18 protein-coding genes and 4 pseudogenes are annotated in these 20,646 nt (G+C 34.2%); 16 read left to right on the forward strand and 6 right to left on the reverse strand.

The window, feature by feature from the left end:
* The first annotated feature begins 221 nt into the window (after positions 1-221).
* The 7 genes and pseudogenes from glmS (at position 222) to MHB53_RS18910 (ending at position 7,176) form a co-directional block, all read left to right on the forward strand.
* Positions 222-2,024 (forward strand): glutamine--fructose-6-phosphate transaminase (isomerizing), encoded by a 1,803-nt coding sequence (glmS, locus tag MHB53_RS18880; RefSeq protein WP_340921293.1) that lies wholly within the window; start codon positions 222-224, stop codon positions 2,022-2,024.
* Between the two features lie 466 nt (positions 2,025-2,490).
* On the forward strand, positions 2,491-2,826 hold the full coding sequence (locus MHB53_RS18885) for an ArsR/SmtB family transcription factor (protein WP_063255123.1): 336 nt from the start codon (positions 2,491-2,493) through the stop codon (positions 2,824-2,826).
* Positions 2,827-2,865: 39 nt separating this feature from the next.
* Positions 2,866-3,864, forward strand: coding sequence for an NADP-dependent oxidoreductase (locus MHB53_RS18890; protein ID WP_340921297.1), 999 nt, complete (start codon positions 2,866-2,868; stop codon positions 3,862-3,864).
* A 220-nt stretch (positions 3,865-4,084) separates the two neighbouring features.
* Entirely contained in the window at positions 4,085-4,441 is a 357-nt protein-coding gene (locus MHB53_RS18895) for an MmcQ/YjbR family DNA-binding protein (protein ID WP_340921299.1), read from the forward strand.
* Positions 4,442-4,969: 528 nt separating this feature from the next.
* A pseudogene (locus tag MHB53_RS18900) lies at positions 4,970-5,239 on the forward strand (IS3 family transposase); the annotation flags it as partial.
* A 198-nt stretch (positions 5,240-5,437) separates the two neighbouring features.
* Positions 5,438-6,232 carry a MerR family transcriptional regulator gene (locus MHB53_RS18905; RefSeq protein WP_340921301.1) on the forward strand — a complete coding sequence of 265 codons (795 nt, stop codon included), beginning with the start codon at positions 5,438-5,440 and terminating at the stop codon, positions 6,230-6,232.
* 110 nt (positions 6,233-6,342) lie between these two features.
* Complete coding sequence (locus tag MHB53_RS18910; RefSeq protein WP_340921303.1) at positions 6,343-7,176, forward strand: CPBP family intramembrane glutamic endopeptidase; 834 nt, start codon at positions 6,343-6,345, stop codon at positions 7,174-7,176.
* A 357-nt stretch (positions 7,177-7,533) separates the two neighbouring features.
* On the opposite strand, the gene speD is transcribed toward MHB53_RS18910, so the two are convergent.
* Positions 7,534-9,072: an adenosylmethionine decarboxylase gene (gene speD, locus MHB53_RS18915; protein WP_340921304.1), complete on the reverse strand. Its 1,539-nt coding sequence runs from the start codon at positions 9,070-9,072 to the stop codon at positions 7,534-7,536.
* A 375-nt stretch (positions 9,073-9,447) separates the two neighbouring features.
* Here speD and MHB53_RS18920 point away from each other — a divergent pair, with 375 nt between their 5' ends.
* Positions 9,448-9,657, forward strand: a complete 210-nt coding sequence (locus MHB53_RS18920) for a hypothetical protein (protein ID WP_340921306.1) — start codon at positions 9,448-9,450, stop codon at positions 9,655-9,657.
* The gene (locus tag MHB53_RS18925) at positions 9,617-9,895 is read left to right on the forward strand and encodes a dehydrogenase (protein ID WP_340921308.1); all 279 of its coding nucleotides are present in this window, start codon (positions 9,617-9,619) and stop codon (positions 9,893-9,895) included. The genes MHB53_RS18920 and MHB53_RS18925 overlap by 41 nt, the downstream gene beginning before the upstream one ends.
* A 298-nt stretch (positions 9,896-10,193) precedes the next feature.
* On the opposite strand, the pseudogene MHB53_RS18930 reads toward MHB53_RS18925, so the two are convergent.
* Positions 10,194-10,403, reverse strand: a pseudogene (locus tag MHB53_RS18930) (IS6 family transposase); the annotation flags it as partial.
* Between the two features lie 181 nt (positions 10,404-10,584).
* Between MHB53_RS18930 and MHB53_RS26450 the strand changes: the two are divergent.
* From MHB53_RS26450 to MHB53_RS18950, 4 genes and pseudogenes are all read left to right on the forward strand, one after another.
* Positions 10,585-10,701: pseudogene (locus MHB53_RS26450) on the forward strand (DoxX family protein); the annotation flags it as partial.
* A 960-nt stretch (positions 10,702-11,661) separates the two neighbouring features.
* A complete protein-coding gene (locus tag MHB53_RS18940) occupies positions 11,662-12,117 on the forward strand; it encodes a HicA family toxin-antitoxin system (protein WP_340921310.1) in 456 nt (151 codons plus the stop codon).
* 460 nt (positions 12,118-12,577) lie between these two features.
* A pseudogene (locus tag MHB53_RS18945) lies at positions 12,578-12,681 on the forward strand (heteromeric transposase endonuclease subunit TnsA); the annotation flags it as partial.
* 308 nt (positions 12,682-12,989) lie between these two features.
* On the forward strand, positions 12,990-13,901 hold the full coding sequence (locus tag MHB53_RS18950; RefSeq protein ID WP_445661456.1) for an NDxxF motif lipoprotein: 912 nt from the start codon (positions 12,990-12,992) through the stop codon (positions 13,899-13,901).
* Positions 13,902-14,216: 315 nt separating this feature from the next.
* Here MHB53_RS18950 and MHB53_RS18955 read toward each other — a convergent pair whose 3' ends face one another.
* Genes MHB53_RS18955 through MHB53_RS18965 form a run of 3 tightly spaced genes read right to left on the reverse strand, consistent with a single transcriptional unit; the run spans position 14,217 to position 15,277 of the window.
* Positions 14,217-14,498 (reverse strand): hypothetical protein, encoded by a 282-nt coding sequence (locus tag MHB53_RS18955; RefSeq protein WP_018393056.1) that lies wholly within the window; start codon positions 14,496-14,498, stop codon positions 14,217-14,219.
* A 10-nt stretch (positions 14,499-14,508) separates the two neighbouring features.
* Positions 14,509-14,898 carry an SHOCT-like domain-containing protein gene (locus MHB53_RS18960; protein ID WP_340921317.1) on the reverse strand — a complete coding sequence of 130 codons (390 nt, stop codon included), beginning with the start codon at positions 14,896-14,898 and terminating at the stop codon, positions 14,509-14,511.
* A 13-nt stretch (positions 14,899-14,911) separates the two neighbouring features.
* Entirely contained in the window at positions 14,912-15,277 is a 366-nt protein-coding gene (locus tag MHB53_RS18965; protein ID WP_340921319.1) for a DUF2089 domain-containing protein, read from the reverse strand.
* 1,016 nt (positions 15,278-16,293) lie between these two features.
* Between MHB53_RS18965 and MHB53_RS18970 the strand changes: the two genes are divergently transcribed.
* The gene (locus tag MHB53_RS18970; RefSeq protein WP_340921321.1) at positions 16,294-17,964 is read left to right on the forward strand and encodes a ribonuclease J; all 1,671 of its coding nucleotides are present in this window, start codon (positions 16,294-16,296) and stop codon (positions 17,962-17,964) included.
* 208 nt (positions 17,965-18,172) lie between these two features.
* On the opposite strand, the gene MHB53_RS18975 is transcribed toward MHB53_RS18970, so the two are convergent.
* Positions 18,173-18,682 (reverse strand): DinB family protein, encoded by a 510-nt coding sequence (locus MHB53_RS18975; protein ID WP_340921323.1) that lies wholly within the window; start codon positions 18,680-18,682, stop codon positions 18,173-18,175.
* A gap of 473 nt (positions 18,683-19,155) precedes the next feature.
* On the opposite strand from MHB53_RS18975, the gene MHB53_RS18980 reads away from it, so the two are divergent.
* Complete coding sequence (locus tag MHB53_RS18980; RefSeq protein WP_340921325.1) at positions 19,156-19,650, forward strand: GNAT family N-acetyltransferase; 495 nt, start codon at positions 19,156-19,158, stop codon at positions 19,648-19,650.
* A gap of 661 nt (positions 19,651-20,311) precedes the next feature.
* A complete protein-coding gene (locus MHB53_RS18985; RefSeq protein WP_340921327.1) occupies positions 20,312-20,500 on the forward strand; it encodes a hypothetical protein in 189 nt (62 codons plus the stop codon).
* The last annotated feature ends 146 nt before the right edge of the window (positions 20,501-20,646 follow it).

Raw genomic sequence — 20,646 nt, forward strand, 5'->3', positions numbered from 1 at the left:
CTGGTCAAGCGCCTTCCGTACTTAGATTAGTAGACGAGGTGGAGGTTTATCGAACGTTCGGCGGATGCCTCCCAGTTGTGCTACACAGCTGAAATTTCTTTCTTAAATCACTGAGGCGACTCGGTGGACAATGGAAAGGAAATGAGCACATAAAAAAACAGAGATGAGGGGGCAGGTGTGCCCCCGTGCTTGCTTGCCTCCTTATTAGGGAGGAAATAACTATGTGCGGTATTACAGGGTATATTGGAGCAACTGATTCAAAGGAGATTTTATTAAGAGGCTTGGAAAAGCTTGAATATAGAGGGTATGATTCTGCGGGTATTGCAGTAAGTAATGAGAATGGCGTCCATATTTTTAAAGAAAAGGGACGGATTGCCGATTTAAGAAGTGCCGTAGACGGAGAAATCTTTGCACAGGCTGGAATCGGACATACACGCTGGGCAACCCATGGCGTACCAAGCTATATCAATGCGCATCCACATCAAAGTACATCAGGTCGTTTCACTTTGGTTCATAATGGAGTCATTGAAAATTACACATTAATACAGAGGGATTATTTGCAAGACGTAGAATTTCAAAGTGATACGGATTCAGAAGCTATTGTTCATCTGATTGCTAAGTTTGCAGATGAGGGACTAGAAATAGAAGATGCCTTTCGTAAAACTTTGAATCTATTAAAAGGTTCCTATGCAATTGCCCTGCTTGATGTGGAAACACCTGATATTATTTTCATTGCGAAAAACAAAAGCCCTTTGCTTGTTGGTGTTGGAGATGGGTTTAATGTTGTGGCTAGTGATGCGATGGCGATGATACAAGTAACGGATACATTCATTGAGTTGATGGATAAAGAAATGGTCATCTTAAAAAAGGACGATATAGCGATCAAAAACCTTCAAGGTGAAACCGTAACTCGAGCGCCATATAAAGCGGAAATCGATGCGGGAGATATCGAAAAAGGAACATATCCTCACTATATGCTCAAGGAAATTGATGAACAGCCCCTTGTTATCCGGAAAATCATACAGGCTTACCAAAATGAAAAAGGTAAGCTTGAGGTTGCTGATGATATTAAAGAAGCGATGAAGGAAGCTGACCGTATTTATATTCTTGCTTGCGGAACGAGCTATCATGCCGGTCTTGTAGGAAAGCAATTTATTGAAAATATGGCGGGAATTCCTGTAGAAGTGCATGTATCAAGTGAGTTTAGCTACAATATGCCACTTCTTTCAGCAAAACCATTGTTTATTTTTATTTCACAAAGTGGAGAAACTGCTGACAGCAGAGCGGTTCTTGTTCGGATTAAAGAAATGGGACATAAAGCGCTCACGATTACCAATGTTGCTGGTTCTACTCTTTCACGTGAAGCTGACTATACGATGCTTCTGCATGCTGGGCCAGAAATCGCAGTCGCTTCCACAAAAGCATATACTGCGCAAATTGCGGTAATGGCAATTCTTGCAGATGTAACAGCAAAATTTCGTGGATGTAATCTGACATTCGATTTAATTCATGAACTTGGCATCATTGCTAACGCAATGGAAATGCTTTGCGACGAGAAAGAAGAGTTTGAAAAGATTGCAAGTGAATTCCTACCATTTACACGTAATTGCTTCTTTATTGGCCGTTCTCTCGACTATTTTGTTTGCCTCGAGGGAGCATTAAAGCTAAAAGAAATTTCATACATCCAAGCAGAAGGATTCGCTGGCGGAGAACTGAAGCATGGAACAATCGCGTTGATTGAAGAAGGAACACCTGTTATCGCCCTTGCTACACAAGAAAACGTCAATTGGAGCATCCGCAGCAACGTGAAAGAAGTAGCTGCCCGCGGTGCCAACCCCTGCATCATCTCGATGAAAGGCTTGGAAACAGCAGAAGATCGTTTTCTTTTACCAAAAGTAAATGAATTACTAACACCTCTTATCTCTGTAATCCCGCTCCAACTCATCGCATACTACGCATCCTTACACCGCGGCTGTGACGTGGATAAACCAAGGAATTTAGCGAAAAGTGTGACGGTGGAGTAAGGAGAACGGATCTAAAAAGTTTATTTGTGGCTTCGAAATAAAATTGAACTGTTTATAAAAAAGATGAACCGGAATTTCCTATCTCTATAAAGAAGGGATTTCGGTTTTTCTTATGGATTAAGAACTTGTTAAGTGATAATAAAGTTATTCCATTAAAGGGCCATTTAATCAGGTAACAGTAAATAAAATAGACAAGTAAAAGAAATACCCCCTGAATCGTATTAAATTGACAATACGATTCAGGTTTTTTTCTTTTTAGAAGACCTCTAGATTACTTATCTAGTGCTTATTTTAATTAACGGATCAAGTGGAATACTAAAGTTGCTGATGCTTCCTCTCTAAGTTGTATTCGTCTCGATTTGCTTTCTCAATATTGCACCTAACATAACAATCGTATATTGTTGTATTCAACAATATGGTTCATCAACTTAAACCATTAAACTGATTTTCGGAGGTATTTTACTGAATGAATAAACAGGACCAACTAAAAATGATCAAAGAGGATTTTATTAATTGTCAAAAAGTACTATTGGCAATTGGTGATGAAACACGTCAATCGATCTTGTTAGTTCTAATGGGGACGGATTGTCAAACAGGATTACGTGTGGGTGAAATCACTGAACAAACACATCTTTCTCGACCTGCTGTGTCCCATCATCTTAAGGTTTTACGAGATGCCGGTGTTATTTTAATGCGTAAAGAAGGGACTAAAAACTTTTATTATATTAATGTACGTACAGAATTAGGTTTATTAAGAACGCTTGTGTTGGATATTGATAAGTTCATGCAGAACTTTTATTGAAATGATGGAATTTAAACAGATTATTTGGAGGTATAGGCTATGAGAGCAATGGTTATTGATAGCTATGGGAAAGTTCCAATGCGTTTGGCAGAAATGCCCACACCTGAAATTGGTGAATATGAGGTACTCGCAGAAATTCATGCAGCTAGTATTAATCCTGTTGATTTTAAGATACGCGATGGGAAAGTGAAATTGTTAGTTAAATATAAAATGCCTCTTATCTTAGGGAATGACTTTTCTGGTGTCGTTGCAAAGGTTGGCGCAAAAGTGACTCGTTTTAAAGTTGGTGACGAAATATATGCACGTCCACGTAAGAGTAAAATCGGTACTTTTGCCGAATTTATCGCTATTCACGAAGATGACATCGCCTTAAAGCCTAAAAATTTGAGCTTTGAAGAAGCAGCATCGATCCCACTGGTTGGGTTAACCACCTATCAAGCCCTAACAGACATTTTGCAATTACAAAAGGGACAAAAGATTTTAATTCAAGCTGGGGCTGGTGGTGTCGGTACCTTTGCTATTCAACTGGCAAAACTAATGGGTGCCACTGTTGCAACGACTGCCAGTGAAGCTGGTGCGAATTTAGTAAAATCTCTTGGTGCAGATGAAATTATAAATTACAAGAAAGAAAAATTTGAAGAGATACTGAAAAACTATGATGCCGTATTTGATACACTTGGGGGCGAGATACTCGAAAAATCATTTGAAGTGATAAAAAGCGGAGGAAAAATTGTTTCCGTTTCCGGATTACCGAATGCTCGTTTTGGTAAAGAATATGGTTCCGGATTTTTTAAAACGTTGTTGTTTTCAGCTGCAAGTCATAAACTTACTGCGCTTGAAAAAAAGCATAATGTTCAATATACGTTTTTGTTTATGAAGCCAAGTGGAGAGCAATTACGAATAATCGCAAATTTTATTGAGACTGGTAAAATCAAACCTATAATTGATAGAGTTTTCCCTTTTGAAAATACTCAAAAAGCGATGGAATATGCAGAGTCTGGTAGGGCTAAAGGTAAAATAATATTAAAAATCAAATAGTTATGAAACGAAGCAAAAAAATGTGCTGAATATGTTGAATGACAATAAAGTTGCTTAATTACAAATAAAGTCCTTTAATTTACAATAAAGTTGTTTAAAAACTTCGATTCGCTTATTCCATTAAATTCCATATCGTTGAGTGCACATCCATGTGATTTTTTCAAAGATGGAATTAGAGTGAGAAGAATTGACCATAAGTAGTTGGAGGAATGATTGAAGTATGTTAACAAGAGAAGATATCTTTAAGCATGTCGAAGAGAAATACGGTACATTGCCGGATTATCAGTGGGGAAAGTTTCCCAACTATGCTGTTTTAAGACACGCATCCAGCGGAAAATGGTATGGTCTTGTAATGAATGTCTCTCCAGAGAAATTAGGATTAGACGGAAAAGAAGAAATAGATATTCTGAATCTAAAATCACCTCCCGAATTAAATGGTAGTTTAATAAACCGACGAGATATTTTACCCGCTTATCATATGAATAAAGAACATTGGATCTCTATTATCTTAGAACGTGCCGATTCAAAAAGAGATATTGATGACTTAATTAAAACGAGCTTTGATTTAACCAAGTAATAATAAAGAATGTTCCTGCTAATTGGGCCTAATCGTTGAAAAACTAACTAAGATACACTGGTGCTTTGTTCCGTAAAAGAGCGCGATTGTGGAGGGAAAACTTTAGATTTAAACGACTTTATTGTTATATTTTTAAGTACAGTTAAGTATCCACATCTAAAATTAAACAACTATATTTTAACCCCGCCTTAAAATAAAATAGGGTTATGTTTGTTTATGGCTTTAAAATTAAATAACTTTATTGTAAATTTACAGAATAATGTTCCTTGAAAAAATCATTTAGTAGAACAAGAAAATCCATTTTAATCTATCTTTTTTAACATGGAGTTTTTATTAAAGGTGATATAGAGGTTAGTTATTCAATTAACGGGCGCGATTGTTGAGCAACACAGTTAGAAAATGATCAAACTTTTTTATAAAACCGAGACTTAAATATGCAAGAGAAGAATCTATTTTGACCAAACTTTCTTTCAAAATGGATTCTTCTTATTTACCGTAAAATATGGGTTTGTGGGGTATTTTTGATTAAACTTTATTACAGATGAAGCGTTAAAAACATTTGAGATCAAACGATCGTTGAGCATGAAGGGAAATCCCTATGATAACGCCGTGGCTGAAGCAACATTTAAATTGTTTAAGACTGAATTTACACAAGATATGCACTTTGAAAATCTTGAACGACTGGCTCTTGAACTTAGTGACTATGTTCACTGGTTTAATAACATTCGTACTCATAGTTCACTAGATTACTTGAGCCCCGTAAAATATAAACTTGATACCCTTAAGAAAAGTGTCTAGTTTAGTGTTGACATACCAAACTCGTCCTATTTATAGTATAAGTTAAAAGGGTTATTTATTGGCAAAAGTGTCCAATTTTAGCTGGCGATTACTGTCCAATCTAGTCTAGCGTTTACAAAAACTTATATTATTATTGTTCGACGTACTGATAATATGAAATATCATATAGAATATGTAGTAATGATAAAGGAGAGTATAATGTACACTATTGGACAAGTAGCTAAATTTTTAGGTGTATCTAGAGATACCTTAAAATTTTATGAAGAAAAGGAATTAGTAAAGCCTAAGCAAAACATTGAGAATGGGTATAGAAAATATAATCATTTTGATATATATGATATAACAACAGTAAATTTCTATAGAGAAATTGATATTGAAATTAAAAAAATCCAGGAATTAAGAAAAAGTAAAAGTATAGAGGGAATAAAATCATTAATAGAAGAGAAAGAACAAGATGTTTTAGAGGAAATAGAATATAAAAAGCTTCTTTTAAAAAAGCTTCAGATAGTAAAAGAAGATTGCGCGAAAATTAAACAATTCTTAGGAGAATACACAGTAAAAGAAATGAAGCCTTTAGAAATAAAAGGAGAAATAGAGCATTTCACTGCGTATGATGAATATGAATCTCTAAAAAAGAACACAGACAGCTTAAAAAAAGCAGTTACTCTAACATCTTTAAGAAGAGTCATAAGTTTCAATGAAGAAGGTATTATAGAAGATAAGTTTATAATTGTAAGAAAAGTAGAAGACTTTGATAAAGAAATAGAAGGTAAAATTCTATCTCATCCAAAATGTATTTATACAGTTATTGAAGATGGAAGATGGTCAACTGGTGGAAAAAGTATTGACCATAACGTGGAAGCTAGTTTAAGAAAAGTAGCAATAGAAAAAAGGTATGAACTTTTGGGGCAAGTTTATATAAATCTATTACTTACCACTTATGAAGATGGACTTGAACGTATATTTTTAGAAATTTATGCACCTATAAAATAATGCAGACATGTATTGACCTGTGAGTAACCCCTAGGTTTAAGCTGAAGGTATTAGTAAATATGAGCGTTATTATATTTACGAAAATACTTAGTTTGAAGCGGGGAATATACATGAATAGAGAAAAGAAACTAAAAAAACCAGTAGCAAGTTTTATTCTACTAACCAATATCATTTTTTTGCCACTTTTTTTTCTTGTAGGAGCCATAAGCATGTTAGGATTTCCTGCATGGGTCTTTGATGTAATGTTTTGTATTTCATCTTGGTCCTCAACCTTTGCTTTTGCAGTGCTATTTAAAAAAATCTATCCTGGGCAGAGTTTTATACAATTTGTAAGTGATAAATTCAAGAATAAACTTAAATTTTCCGTGATTCTTACTGTGAGTATGATTCAAGCCTTCATATTTTTGATGATTTTATTTCTCGTATCTAATAATAGTGAAGTAGACTCTATTTTTACTATATCTTCATGGGGAATGCTGATCTATTTCTTTTTTAAAAGCTTTCTTGCAGGGCCACTAGGAGAAGAATTAGGGTGGAGAGGTTTCGCTCAAATTGAGCTCCAAAAGAAGCATTCGCCATTAAAAGCTTCGATAATTATAGGATTTTGGTGGGGTATGTGGCATCTACCTATATGGTTTACTACAGGGTTTGTGGGCATTGATTTAATCAAATATATTCTATTCTTTATGATTTCAATCATGTCCATTAAAATCGTCATGACAGCATTTTATAACTTAAATCAGAATTTAATCATCCCAATTATCATCCACCAATTCTTTAATTTTTTTATTGGCATAATAAACGGAAACTTAATCGATTTAATCATGTATAACGCAATTTTTTATGTAGTAGTATCAGTTTTAATCATCGTTATAAATCCAAAGAAAGTATTGTATGGAAAGGAAGATACAAACATTATTAATGGAAAGCATTACATGATTTAGTGATAGTTTGTACAGCTATACACTTAAATTATCGGGAGCATTAGTTGAATAAGGTTTAATAAAATTATCAAACTTTTTTATAAAGAAATGAATCGATTACATTAAATAAGATCATGTTTTGATCAATCTTTTTTCAAAAATGGCTTCTTTTATTTACCGTAAAACAAGAGTTTGCAAGGTGTTTTTAATCAAATTACTATCCTCTAATAATCATAGTACAGTTAAAAATTACAATAAAGTCATTTAAAAAATAATAAAGTTATTTAAAACTCCTTATGTCACCAACGGAGCTTCAATCAAGTGAAAATATAAAAACAGGAAAAGAAAAACAACTTGTTTTTCTTTTCCTGTTTCATTTTAAGGGCTTATGGGACAGCCCCCTCCATTTTTCGATTTACCTCGATGTAGGTAATGCTGTGCGACATTTCCTGCATTAAATTGCTCAGTAATATATTGAACAGCCTCTTGTAGGGCTAATTTACTGCTACAAGTAAAAACATCTATTGCCGCATAACCGTACTCTGGCCACGTATGAATCGTTAAATGTGATTCTTGAATAATTACTACACCGCTAACCCCGTAAGGTGAAAAATGATGGAAATGTTCGGTCACAATCATTGCCTTTGCTTTATAGGCAGCTTGACACATAATCGTTTTAATTTGTTGCACGTCATTGAGTAATGCAACATTGCAATCGTGTAACTCTAATAAAATATGATGCCCAAATGTATGCTGGAATTGTGACTTTTGTACTGTTCTCTTAATTTGTGAAAACTTTTTATTTTTGCAACTTGGGCAACCACTGGATTGAAGTTGAGCAATCGTGATGTATGGATAGCCAGCGCCGACTGTAAGCTTGTGCTGACAATGGATACACTGATAAACGATGGATTTCCGCTCAATTTCTCCCGTGTAAATTGGTCGCGTAAACTTACGCTGATTAGGAATATAGGAAGTCATTTGCTCTGTTGTTTGTAATACGAATAATTGGCTTTTAGCACCTAAAATCTGTGCACCTTCATAGGTGTTAATGTCGTATTTAATACTGTCAATAACGAAGCCCATAGCATATAAACTTTGCTGTAGTTGCCACTGCTTTTGATAGCTACGCTTAGCGTAGGAAAAAAACACATGCCGCATTGCTTCTGGCTTTAGTGCGTTAATCGCACGTGATAAAAAAAGCTGTGCGCCAATCAAGGTATATGGTGTATCTGTGTATACGCAATCAAACTGAAGGGCGTATGTTTTAGGCAAAGGCTCCTGAACGTTATAATAATCTGTTTTAATCTGAAGCTCATAGTCCTTAGCTATTTTGCTAATCGTACATAAAATTCGCCTGTCAATATCTAACACAACAATTTTAGTTGAGGAATGTGGAGCGATTTTCTTTAGTAAAAAAGCTAATGCAATACTGATAAAATCATCATCGCCTAAACACAAAATGCGCTTATTGAGTAGCATCGTATAGTCTAGTGCAAGCAATGCACGTTTTAAGGCTGTCTCAACTGTACATTTTGCTTGATCAATTGCCACGTCAGCTGTGGGTCTAGCGTCATAAATAGTGCTTAATTCGCTTATATTTTGTGTAATCCATTCTGTACGAAATGCATCATCTGTCGTTAATTGAAGATAGAGTTTAGCATCAGCACCTGAGAGTTGAAAATATTGCGAGATAGCAAGCTGACCCTTTTTCGTTAAGCTATGTTTACCCCAACCTTGCTTGGAAAATTCTTTCTTCATTGCTGAAACGATAGGTATTGGTAAGTCTGTCGTATGAGCTAAAGATTTAGTTGTGCAATTTTTATGGAAATATAAAGCAAGTAGAGCTTTTTCTAATGTGTGATAATGTTCTTCAAGCTGCATATCAGCTGTAATTTGTTGTAATTGTTTTTGCATTGTAGATTCGTCCTCTCAATTTTAATAAGAAAAATAAAATTGTCAAAATCAACGAATAGAAAAAGCGCGACTAAAATTAGTCGCGCCAAATGTTTATAAGAAGCTAACTAATTCTAATCTTGCTTTTTTTGCACAACAAATAACACTCCAGACGGGTGGTTTGTTCGACAAAATTAAGCTATTACGTTGATTCAGATTAGAATTCTACAATTAACAAAAAGTTCACCCTTTAATAAAATAGTACTTCAACTGTATAATAGATATTAAAATTTCGCAAGTTTTTGGAAATCATTTCTTGATAGTGTAATAATTGCTCGATATGTTCTAGAATTTAGCCCCAATGCAGGGAATTTTCCACCGACTTCTGTATTAGAATTGACGACACAAAATGCAAAAGATCAGTTTGACGGAGTTGTTGCCAGCGCCATTCATATGGTAAATAAAGTATTACCAGATATGCTAAAGAAAAATGAAGGAGCATTATTGTTTACGACAGGTTTGTCTGCAATGTCCGTTGCCAATAATGGGGAATGTCGGGATCGCGATGTCGGGACTACGCAATTATATAACCAATCTCCATGCTGAGCTTTCATCGAAGGGAATCTATGTTGCTCACCGTTCTATAGGTGTATTAATTAAATCAGCTGGGTCGGGTACGGTAAATGATCCTGATGTCATTGCAGATATGTGGTATCATACTTATGTTGAAAAACAAGTATGGGAAGAGGAGTTTCCTAAAGGAATTACCCCATCAATAACCATAAAAGATGAAGATTTTACTCAAAATCACCTCGCTAATTTTTATACGCATAAAAAGAGATAGCGACAACCTAAAGTTTAATTAAGAGCGATTGAAATCCGTGATATGATTCATAAAATTGCGAGCGGTTAAGTAAACAATCAATCTGGCATAGAACATTTTACCCCGCAAACTGGCACGATTGTTGTGGATCATAGCTAAAAAATGATTAAACTTTTTTATAAAAATATCACACCCGTTCACAAGAAAAGAATCCATTTTGATCAATCTTATTTCAAAATGGATTCTTTTTATTTGCCCAAAACTGTGGCTTTGCGATGTACTTTTGATTAAACTTTTTTCCAAAGCCACAGTTTGTTTACTTGAAATGATGCCGTACTCTTTCATCTAATTCAGGCCCATATTGTTGAACCCAACGCATAATGGTTGTGTGAGCCATGGATAAGCCGCGTTCGTCCATCATTTCCATCAAACCACGAAAACTGAGGCTGTAACGTAGGTACCATCTGACCGTTAACAAAATAATGTCAGGCTGATAATGCTTCCATTTGAAAAAATTTTGTTTTTCCATACTGATCACACACCAGAACCTTATGTTGATCAAGATGATATGGAGAATGGTACAAAAAAACGTTTGAAGAAAGATAGTTTCTATTGGTATCAGAAAGCCATCCAGACAAATGGAGAAGATTTAGGGTAATCATCGCTCGTAAGGAAGGTGGCTCTAAACAATGGCATCCGTTTCATGACGGATGCTTGCAGCCACATTTACTCTTATTGTATTAGCGAGAGATCCCTTTAAGAAAGCAATACCTGCGCTTGTCTTGTGTGTCCTCAGCTTAGAGATAAGTTTTTATCATATTTTTTAAACATAACCTAAAACCGTATACTCTATGAGATGCATACCAGCTATCAAGTTTATGGGGTGCATCTTTGGTTACTGGACAGTGAAAGGAAAGTAAAAGACCCAACTCTTTAACCATATTTAAACGATAGTAAGACCACCATTTTGAATATACTCAACTCTAAGTAGTTGTGAAGAATACTTAGAGTAAAGGGTTCTTATCTTCAATAAGATCTTCCACAAACAGGTAGAAAATGATCGAACTTTTTTATAAAAACTGAACACCCAATCACAAAGAAAGAATCCATTTTGATCAATCTTTTTTTCAAAATGGATTCTTTTTGTTTACGATAGAATGCGGATTTGTAAGAAGTTTTTAATCAAACTTTATTCCAAAGCTACATTTGTTGTGTTTTGAGACAACTCAATCGTGACCTCAAACAATGGGGTTACTTTCTAAGTTGTTTGAAGTTATGGATGGAAATTATTTTATAATTGATGCTTATTTTAAACCAATGTACTATGGTTACACAGGATGGGATTTTAACTTGAGCAATAATCAAAAAAACAAATAATTCATGATGTCACCCCTCTTTTAATAAGTAAACGCCGGTTTAAATCTAGTTCTTTATTTCAAAATAAAAGAACCTTTACCATTTGTATGGTGAAGGTTTTACGTGTATATAAAGACCTTTACCAACTAAAAGGTACTTCTTTTTTTAGGCATGGTTGATTCTCCTCACTAGTTGTGTATTATTTTACTCGCTCTTATTTTTATTGGTGTGGCCTATCCATGTAATAAGCTATTTTGTTTAACCCGATTTTTTTAAGGGAAAACTAATATTAATCGACCGCTTAACCTGAATGGATAGATTGGATAATACTATCAAAAAGGATGCACTTTTAGGTTGAGGGGTTTCATTAATGTATAACTATCCAGATTAGGGACAAAACAATAATAAATAATTGAATTGGAGGTCTTACAGTGGCAGATGATTCCGAAGTGAAGGCAAATGATTTAGAAGTGGAACCAATATTTGAGGGGCGTACGTATGAGCGCCATCTACTGAAACTTTCTATAAATGAGAATGAATATAAAGGACATTTTCATGAAGGAGAAATTCAGTGGTTAAACCCAAATCCAAAACAGGATCTTGGAGAGAAACAATTAAAATCACTTGAAGCTCAGATTCACCAACTTATGCAGGAGCGCGGGATTGAGGACGAAACAGATGATCTTGAAATCAAACCAATGTTTGATGATAAAAACCATGAGGGGCATATATTTAAACTAACTATTCAAGGTAAAGAATATACTGGGGTCTTCCATGAAGGGCAAATACAATGGCTTCATCCAACGCCAAGACGCAAATTTAAGGGAAATCGTGTAGAAAAGATAGAAGAAAAAATTCATGAAAAAATTCAAAAAAAAATGGAGTGAAAAAATTTGAAATAACATATAGAAATACTCTAGTAAGGGTAGTCTTTGTGTCATTTAGTTCGCAAATCATTCCTGTTTTATCTTTACAAACAAAATTAAAGGTAACTGCCTTCTGCGTCTAATAAGCGTTTTTGGGTGATTATTATCTAATATATACGATTACTCATGCCAATTGTTTACATATTAATGAATCATTATAAAAAGCGATTAAACTTTTTTATAAAAAGTAATGCATGTTCCTTACTAATACACACGTTTTGATCAATCTTTTTTATAAAATGAAAATTATCATCGTGTAAAATCAACGCTTATAGCACATTTTTAATTGAACTTTTTTATAAACCTACATTTGTTGTAGATTTGAAATAAAGTCAACCATATATAAAAAAGGATGTACTGTTTTAAATAAAGTTATACCGTTTTTCCCCTTTGGTTATGAGTAACCGAAGGGGTGTTTTTTATGTTCAAAAGAAAAAGAACATCTAAAGTCGATAAGTGGATAAAAGAAGGTCGAGGTTCTGGTGTAGGTGTGATTATAAGCCGTGGTTGAAGATTCAAGATGTAATCAGACTAAGTTCTGAATAAAGAAGGAATTTATAAATGATATCTTGAAGTATTAAGTTATACCTGTTTTAAATGGACAATAGACAACAAATAGTTTGTATGTCTGAACAAGAAAAAAAGATATAATAGATGAATATACCATACACTCTTTTACTGAGGGAAAACATGAAAATAAAAGTGAGGAGGAGCTATCTGAAAAATGGGAAAATCCTATAGAGATTGCTAATATGCTATTAAGAAGGTTGACGAGAATAAAAGCATTTAAGAGTATGTTTACAGCACTGCTCTCAATTATGGGATTAGGTATAATGAATTGTATTATTATTATAGTAAGTTTATTTGCACTATTATTACTTTTACCAATTATATTAGCTTATATAATTGGTGTACCTATCCTGATTCTATCTGCACTGATTTTAATTGTAATGGGACTTGTTAATGGATTGAGTACAATTGGCAGTGGAGAAATCCTTGAGTCTATAAAAGGGTTTATTATAGCTTCTCTTTTAGCAATCCTATGGTATAGTAAAATTCCCTTTTATATTATTTATAAAATATTTGAGATGGAACATGTCAATTGCAAGGGGGAAGAAATTATTATTATGAGAAAATTGTTTTTTAGTTTTTTAATTCTTTTTATATTAAGCGCATGTTCGCAGGGAGAAAATATTGACACTATAGAAGATGAAGATGAAGATGAAGTTCTTTCTATACAGGATGTGGAGATTCCTGATGTTATTTTTACCTCTGAAAAACAAGAAAGTGTAATAGACGAGGAAGAAATAAAATTAAGCATAAAAATATATCTAGATAGCAATGAAGAATTATCGAATGCTAGCGAACCATTTCAAGATTATATATATGAAGAAAAGGAATTAAATATACAAGAGTTACAGAAACTAGATAAAATTAACAAACTTACAAAAGAAAATGATGAGAATTTCTCTAACTATATCTTAAATAATACATTGCCTGAAGGTTATCAAGAAGAATCAAAGAGAATTAGCCGGTACATTACAGCTGTAAATGAGACTCTTTATGAGATAGGTGAAATGTTCGATAATTTAACAAATGACGCAAGTGAAGGAGTTCTTCCAAAAGTAAATGTTAAATCACTAATTGATAAAAGTGATGTAGTGAATGGAAGAGAACAGAAAAAAATAGAAGACTTCCTTGATAAAAAAAATATTAATACTAAAGCATTTGGACGGGAACATTAAGAAAAAGAAAAGTAACAGATGTAGCTTTGCAATAAAGTCGCGATGCTTACCCCCTTTGGATATGCTTTGTCTAAAGGGCCTATTTATGTTAAATATGACATAACATTATTCAACAATTTGGCCATTTTGCATAATAAAGGAGTACATTTTACAGGAAATAGGGGATGCCTTTATTGAAAACGAACTCTCTTTTTTCTGCAATAGGGTCTATAATAAAGTAATAGTAATCAAAGCCTAATTTTCTCGGTATTATAAGCGAGAAATTAGGCTTTTTCTTCAAAATGCCAGTCAGTGGTCGGTGTATTCTATAATAAATTATAGTCTAACCTTAACCTCAGTACCGTCCTTAGCTTTGACATCTACTAGCACGATCCCTTTATAATTTTTCAGTTCCTTGACGATAGGCTTTAGCGTTTTTTTGTCTATTAGTGGAAAGGTAAAGTCCAGTTTTTTTCTTTCGAAGTGCTCTTTTGTCCATTTGTTTGCATTTTGCTGAAAAAATTTTGAAGACAAAATTGAAATAACAATGTTCAAAATAGCATATGGAATTGGGATGGTAAACCGAACGTCTTTTGCTTTTACTTTTACATGCATCATAAGCAAATCACTAATCAATGATGACCGAAACGGTATCCCCGTTTGCCGATTTAATGTCAACAATTTGGCCATCTAATTCGTTTTCGATTGCTTCAATAATAAGGCTTATGTCTATATCTTTAACGTATTTTTCCGATTGAGGAATACTCGCTGCGATGCTGTGTCCAGCCATTAATACTGCCTTGACAAGTTTTATAGGCAAATTGACCATAACGTTATCATTTTCGGCCGATACAACACGAACCTTTAATATTTTATCTAAATATTTAGTCGGTTTGTCAAAAAGCTTATTACTTGTTTCTTCTTTCTCTTTTAATACTTGAATCAGTTCTGATCCCTTATCTGCATCAATCTTCCCTTCTTGAACCATTGTTAACACTCTTGTAATTTCCTCTTTCATGATAAATTCCTCCTTATTCCTTTTTTAAGAGCTTAATGGCTTCTTCTGGTGTGATTTCGCCATTTTCCAACATGGTGACAACTTTTTTCTCGTCTACTTCATTTTTCTTCTTCTGCACATACCCAAGGGATGAAATGATGTCTGTTAGCTTGCCTCGAACCGTTGGATACGAAATCCCCAGTTCCTTTTCAACTTCTTTGATATTCCCTCTGCTTGTTAAAAATACTTCCACAAAATGAAGCTGATCCTTTGATAAGGATGCCAGCTTAGATAATTCAAACTCATTTTCAATCGTAGTGTGACAATGAGAGCACTGCAACTTTGTAATTTTCAATGTTTTACTGCAGACAGGACAATTTGTGATTACTTTATAAGCCATAATGAAATCCTTCCTTTTAGTTGATTCGATAATATTATATAACAAGGAATCAAAAAAATAAATAATAAAATTAATTTTTTTATTATAAAAATATAATAATGTTAATTCAATGTTTAATATTATTGATTATCCATTTTCGTTATTCATTCAAGTATTATATTTATCATAATGGTTGAAATTGTAGACATTCCTCTGGGTGAAAATACACACAGTTACATAATGAGCACGATTACTTAGACTTGAGCTGCTGATTAATAATCCATGGATATTTGATATTAATATTCCAACTGGTGATAATTCAGCAGTTAGCATGGATGTATTATTTAATGATTAGAACTTGAAAATTATTGGTCCCAGTTCTTTAATGCAAAAGTTCCTACCATATGTCGATGCTAAAGAAAATACACTTTCTTACTTAGGTGTAGTAAAAAATATTTTTGTTCTTAGAAATCTCAAAGAGCCCTTAAAAGTCATTGAAACAGATATGAAATTAGCTTGCAATACGATTTGTTATTAATTACTGATGATTTTATAGAATGTCTACCCAAAGATAAGAAAGAGAATATTTGAAATGAGTACAAGAGGTTAAAAAAGAGCAGTGACAGAACAGTATATTTAGAATTGAATGATGAAATGGTTTCTTCTTGTTCTACCATAATGGAAGACAAGAATAGTGCCATGGTTATTGGTGTAGTTACAAATCCAAGGTTTAGAAACATACAAGCCGGGTTTAACAACCTTTTATAATACATATCTTCTGCAAACGGGCGCATTTCTTAAAAAAGAGATGCGTCTATTTAAAAATCTAAAACCACGAGTGATTTGAATAGCAGCTGTCTCCACGAGAGGAAAGACCTCGATAACGGAAACAAAGACATCAATGTTGTAGTAAGTATTTTCAGGAAAAAACAAGTCTAGAATTTCCTTTTTATAGGGAGCCCGAGCATTCAACCCACTGATAAATGAAAACCCAAAGGGCATACTAAGATTAAATTTAAAGTGGGAGGATTATAAATTTGAGTATAAAAGAGAATGCATTATCTATTTTCGCCTTAGGCGGGTTGAATGAAATCGGGAAAAATATGTATGCGATCGAATATTCAAACGATATCGTGATTATCGACTGTGGCAATAAGTTTCCAGATGAAAGTTTATTAGGAGTTGATTTGATTATCCCTGATATAGCTTACTTAGTAGAAAATAAAGATAAAGTCAGGGCTTTAATTGTCACACATGGACATGAAGATCATATCGGGGGGATCCCGTTCTTTTTAAAAAAATTGCATGTACCCGTTTATGCCACACGCTTCACACTAGGATTAATTGAAATTAAATTAAAAGAACATAAACTTTTAAGAGAAAGCGAACTTGTTGAAATCAACTCAAACTCAAACTTGAAAATCGGAGAAATGAGTGTAAGTTTTTTTAAAGTGACCCATAGTATTCCTGATTGCTTGGGAATGGTTTTTCGCACACCAGAGGGTAATATTGTACATACAGGGGACTTCAAGTTCGATTTAACCCCTGCGAATAATGAGCATTCGGATATTCATAAAATGGCTGAAATCGGCAAAGAAGGTGTTTTGCTTCTATTGTCTGAGAGTACCAATGCAGAACGTCCTGGTTTGACCCCATCGGAACAAATGATAGGTGAACATCTGGAAGCAACTTTTATGAAAGCAGAACGCAAAGTTATTCTTTCTACCTTTGCTTCAAATATTAGTCGCGTTCAGCAAGTCGTGAATGTAGCGCAAAAAACAAATCGAAAACTTGCGTTGCTTGGACGAAGTATGGTTAAGGTAGTAGCGGTTGCTATGGATCGTGGTTATTTAACAGTTCCTGATGGAATGTTAATTGACCCACATGAAATCAATGAAATGGCTCCTGAAAAGGTGGCTATTTTATGCACGGGGAGTCAAGGAGAATCATTGGCGGCTCTTGCTCGCTTGTCCACTGGAGACTTTCGTGGTATCGACATTTTACCTGAAGATACGGTTATCATTGCAGCAGGTCCAATCCCCGGGAATGAACGAAATGTCACCAGTATCGTAGACAACTTATTTGCACTTGGAGCCAAAGTGATTTATGGATCAGGAAGTACATCCGGAATGCATGTTTCTGGGCATGGTTATCAAGAAGATTTAAAACTAATGCTTACATTAATGAAACCAAAATATTTTATTCCTATTCACGGTGAATATAGAATGCTACACCATCACCGTTTGTTAGCTGAATCCGTTGGGGTAGAGCAAGGAAACACGTTTATCATCAATAATGGTGATGTTGTCGATATTGAACATACCGTTGCCCGTCAGACCCGGAAAATACCGGTTGGGAATATCTACGTAGACGGGGGGGACGTCGGAAATGTTGGGGAATTTGTGTTACGAGACCGCAAACAGCTTTCAGAGGATGGAATGCTCATGATTGTTTTAACTATAAGCAAAGCGGAAGGAAAACTAATTTCTGATCCAGATACCATTTCTCGAGGATTTGTGGATAGAGATTTCTCCGAACTCCGGAAAGACGTTAATCGACTTACTATAGAAACTGTTAACGAGTTACAAGAAGCAAATAGAAATCAATGGAATGTAATGAAAAAGAAAATAAAAAAATCAATACGACAATATGTATATACACATACTAAGAAAAAACCAATGATTGTTCCTATTCTTATTGAAATTTAATAGGGGGGTATTTTTAAAAGTGAATTAATTGAACTTCCACATCTGGCGCGATTCTTGAACTGACGTTTTAGTTTTAAATGACTTTATTAAATTACTTATCAAAACCTAAATCATAAATAAAAAGGGATAATACATATTATACATGACGAATATGTATCATCCCTTTTACTTTTTCTTTCACAATCGCGACCTATTGCTTTAAATTTGTTTATCTGATTGCATAAAGATAGAAAACATAATCTGTTGGTACACTGGAGTAACCCAGTTGACGTAACATTGCCGTAAGATTTCCACGATGATAAGTGCCATGGTTTACAACATGCTGAACCAATTCGGAAAGATAAGTTTCTAAACGACCGTATTGAGGATGTTCGGGGAAAATTTCTTTATCCAAATCACTCTCATTGTTAAAAAAATCCTGATACTTCTTTGACAAATCATAAAACAGCGCTTCTATTTCTTCGAGTCCCTTATCCTTTGTCTTTTCTTGCGCCTGGATAATAGAAGCTTGAATCTCATCCATACTATCCTCTCGCATTACACCAAGATATATTGTATCCGCCTTATAAATATGAACAAGCGTCTCCGCAATTGAGGAAAAAACACTTTGAATTTCCCGATCATAAATATCTTTCGGCAATTCATTCAATCGCACAAAAAACTTGTTGTTCGCCCAAACATGATAATCATACAACTGTAACGCATGATGCTTTTTCATAAAAGATCTCTCCCTGTATAAGTTTTTCTACCTATATTTATTACTTCTGTTTTCATTGACAAAATCCTTTATTCTAAGCTGCCCCGATTGTTGTATAATCTTTAGATTTAAATGACTGTATTGTTTTATTTTTGGTATAGAAAAAGTGTTTACATGGAATTAAAACAATATTATTTAACATCGCCCACATTTACGGACGGTGAAGTGTTATCCGAGTTTATAGCATTGAAATTAAATACTTTAATGTCGTGGATCATTGTTGAATTAAAGTCACGACGTTTACAAAAATGTTGCGATGCTCCACTCCTTTAAGTGACCTATCGGTAGCTGCAAAGTTAATGAGCAAAAGGTTGCGTTAATCCATGAAGGGTTAACGCAACCGTTTGTTGAATTAGTAGTAATCGTTATTGTACTACCACAGCAGGATAGAAAAAATACTAATAGGGCTAATAAATATGTAGGGAGGGACTATAATGGACCAAGTGAGACTTAGGATTATTGAAGAAAAGGATATACGCTTCGTTCAAGAGTATGTGTCTAAAAAGGAAATTGCTGATACAACGAATGTACCTTATCCATATCCAAAAGATGGAGCAAGACAGTGGTATAAAATTGTAAACGCAGAAAGAGAAAAAGGAAACCATTATCCTTTTGCAATCTTGTGTGATGAAGAATTTGCAGGAAGCATTTCGGTTAGAAAAGAAGATGAAGAGACAGGTGCAATAGATTATTGGGTCGCACCTGATTTCTGGAACAAAGGAATTGGAACGAAAGCAGTACACAAAGCGATTGATTTCGGCATTGAGGAATTAAAATTTAAAAAGTTTGAGACTTGTTGTCTTGTTGAAAATCCTAGTTCTGGAAGAGTGTTAGAGAAAAATGGTTTTAAACTTGTAAGAGAATTTCAGATAGCAAATAACGATAAACACGAAGGGAAAATTGCTAATTTATATAGATTGGAGATATAAATGATGAACCTTATTCAAGTAATGGGTGCTTACATACAGTAAGTAATTATAGTTTTCAACGTAACAAAAATAGGATTTTATTTGGAGGGGTGGGTATGATAGGCTGGGATGCCTGATGAAACACCTGCTTTAGCCTTTCACGACCAAATTACCCACAGAGGCTCCAAGTCAAAATCCTTAAATGCATACATTTACAATGATAAAAGGGTGCGCCATATCAATGTTTTGTGGCTGATACTGTATATAAATGTATTTAAATAGAAGGATTCGGATTGGCATAAATGATCTAACTTTTTTACAAAAAATGATTCAATTGAATGTGTTAAAAGCGTGTTTTGAGCAGTGTTTTTTTCAAAAGCATGCTTTTTCTATTTGTACTTTTATCAGGTTTGTAGAGTTAATTTAATCTAACTTTTTACAAGGTTACATCTGTTGGAGGCATATTTGTTTTGTATGAACCATAATCGCCAGTTTTAATTCGAAAAGAAAATATATTTTTTCACACATTGCCATCCTAGTCCTCTTTAAAGTTTGTAATCTTTCCATTAAGATGCATTTGTGCACTAACTCCTTTCAAACTTAAATAAATCCCTCACCTATGAAAGTTCTAAAGATATTTATTCAAAGCTCTAAGGATTTTATCTAAAGGGGTGTTTTTATAGTGAAAAAGAAAAAAACATCTCAGGTTGAAAAATGGAGTAGGGAACTCGTTAGTAAGAATAGAATGCTTCCAGGCCCAGCTGCTGTCGTGTCTTGTTCAAACTATTGTTCCATTAATGCAATGGCTTATCTTTTCTCTGTGCTGTCAATAACGGAAAAATTGAAAAAAACCATCCTATGGAAAGGATAGTTTGACTCGCTAGAGATTCTTTGTTTCTGTTATTGCTTTCCATTATTGCTTTCCATTATTGCTTAGACTAGTACTCCTTTCATTGTAAGACCTGAAATGTCACAGTTTTTTACATCCACGGCTCGTAGCTGCCAGCGATACTCTCT

This window comes from Bacillus sp. FSL K6-3431 (assembly GCF_038002605.1).
Taxonomy (GTDB): domain Bacteria; phylum Bacillota; class Bacilli; order Bacillales; family Bacillaceae_C; genus Lederbergia.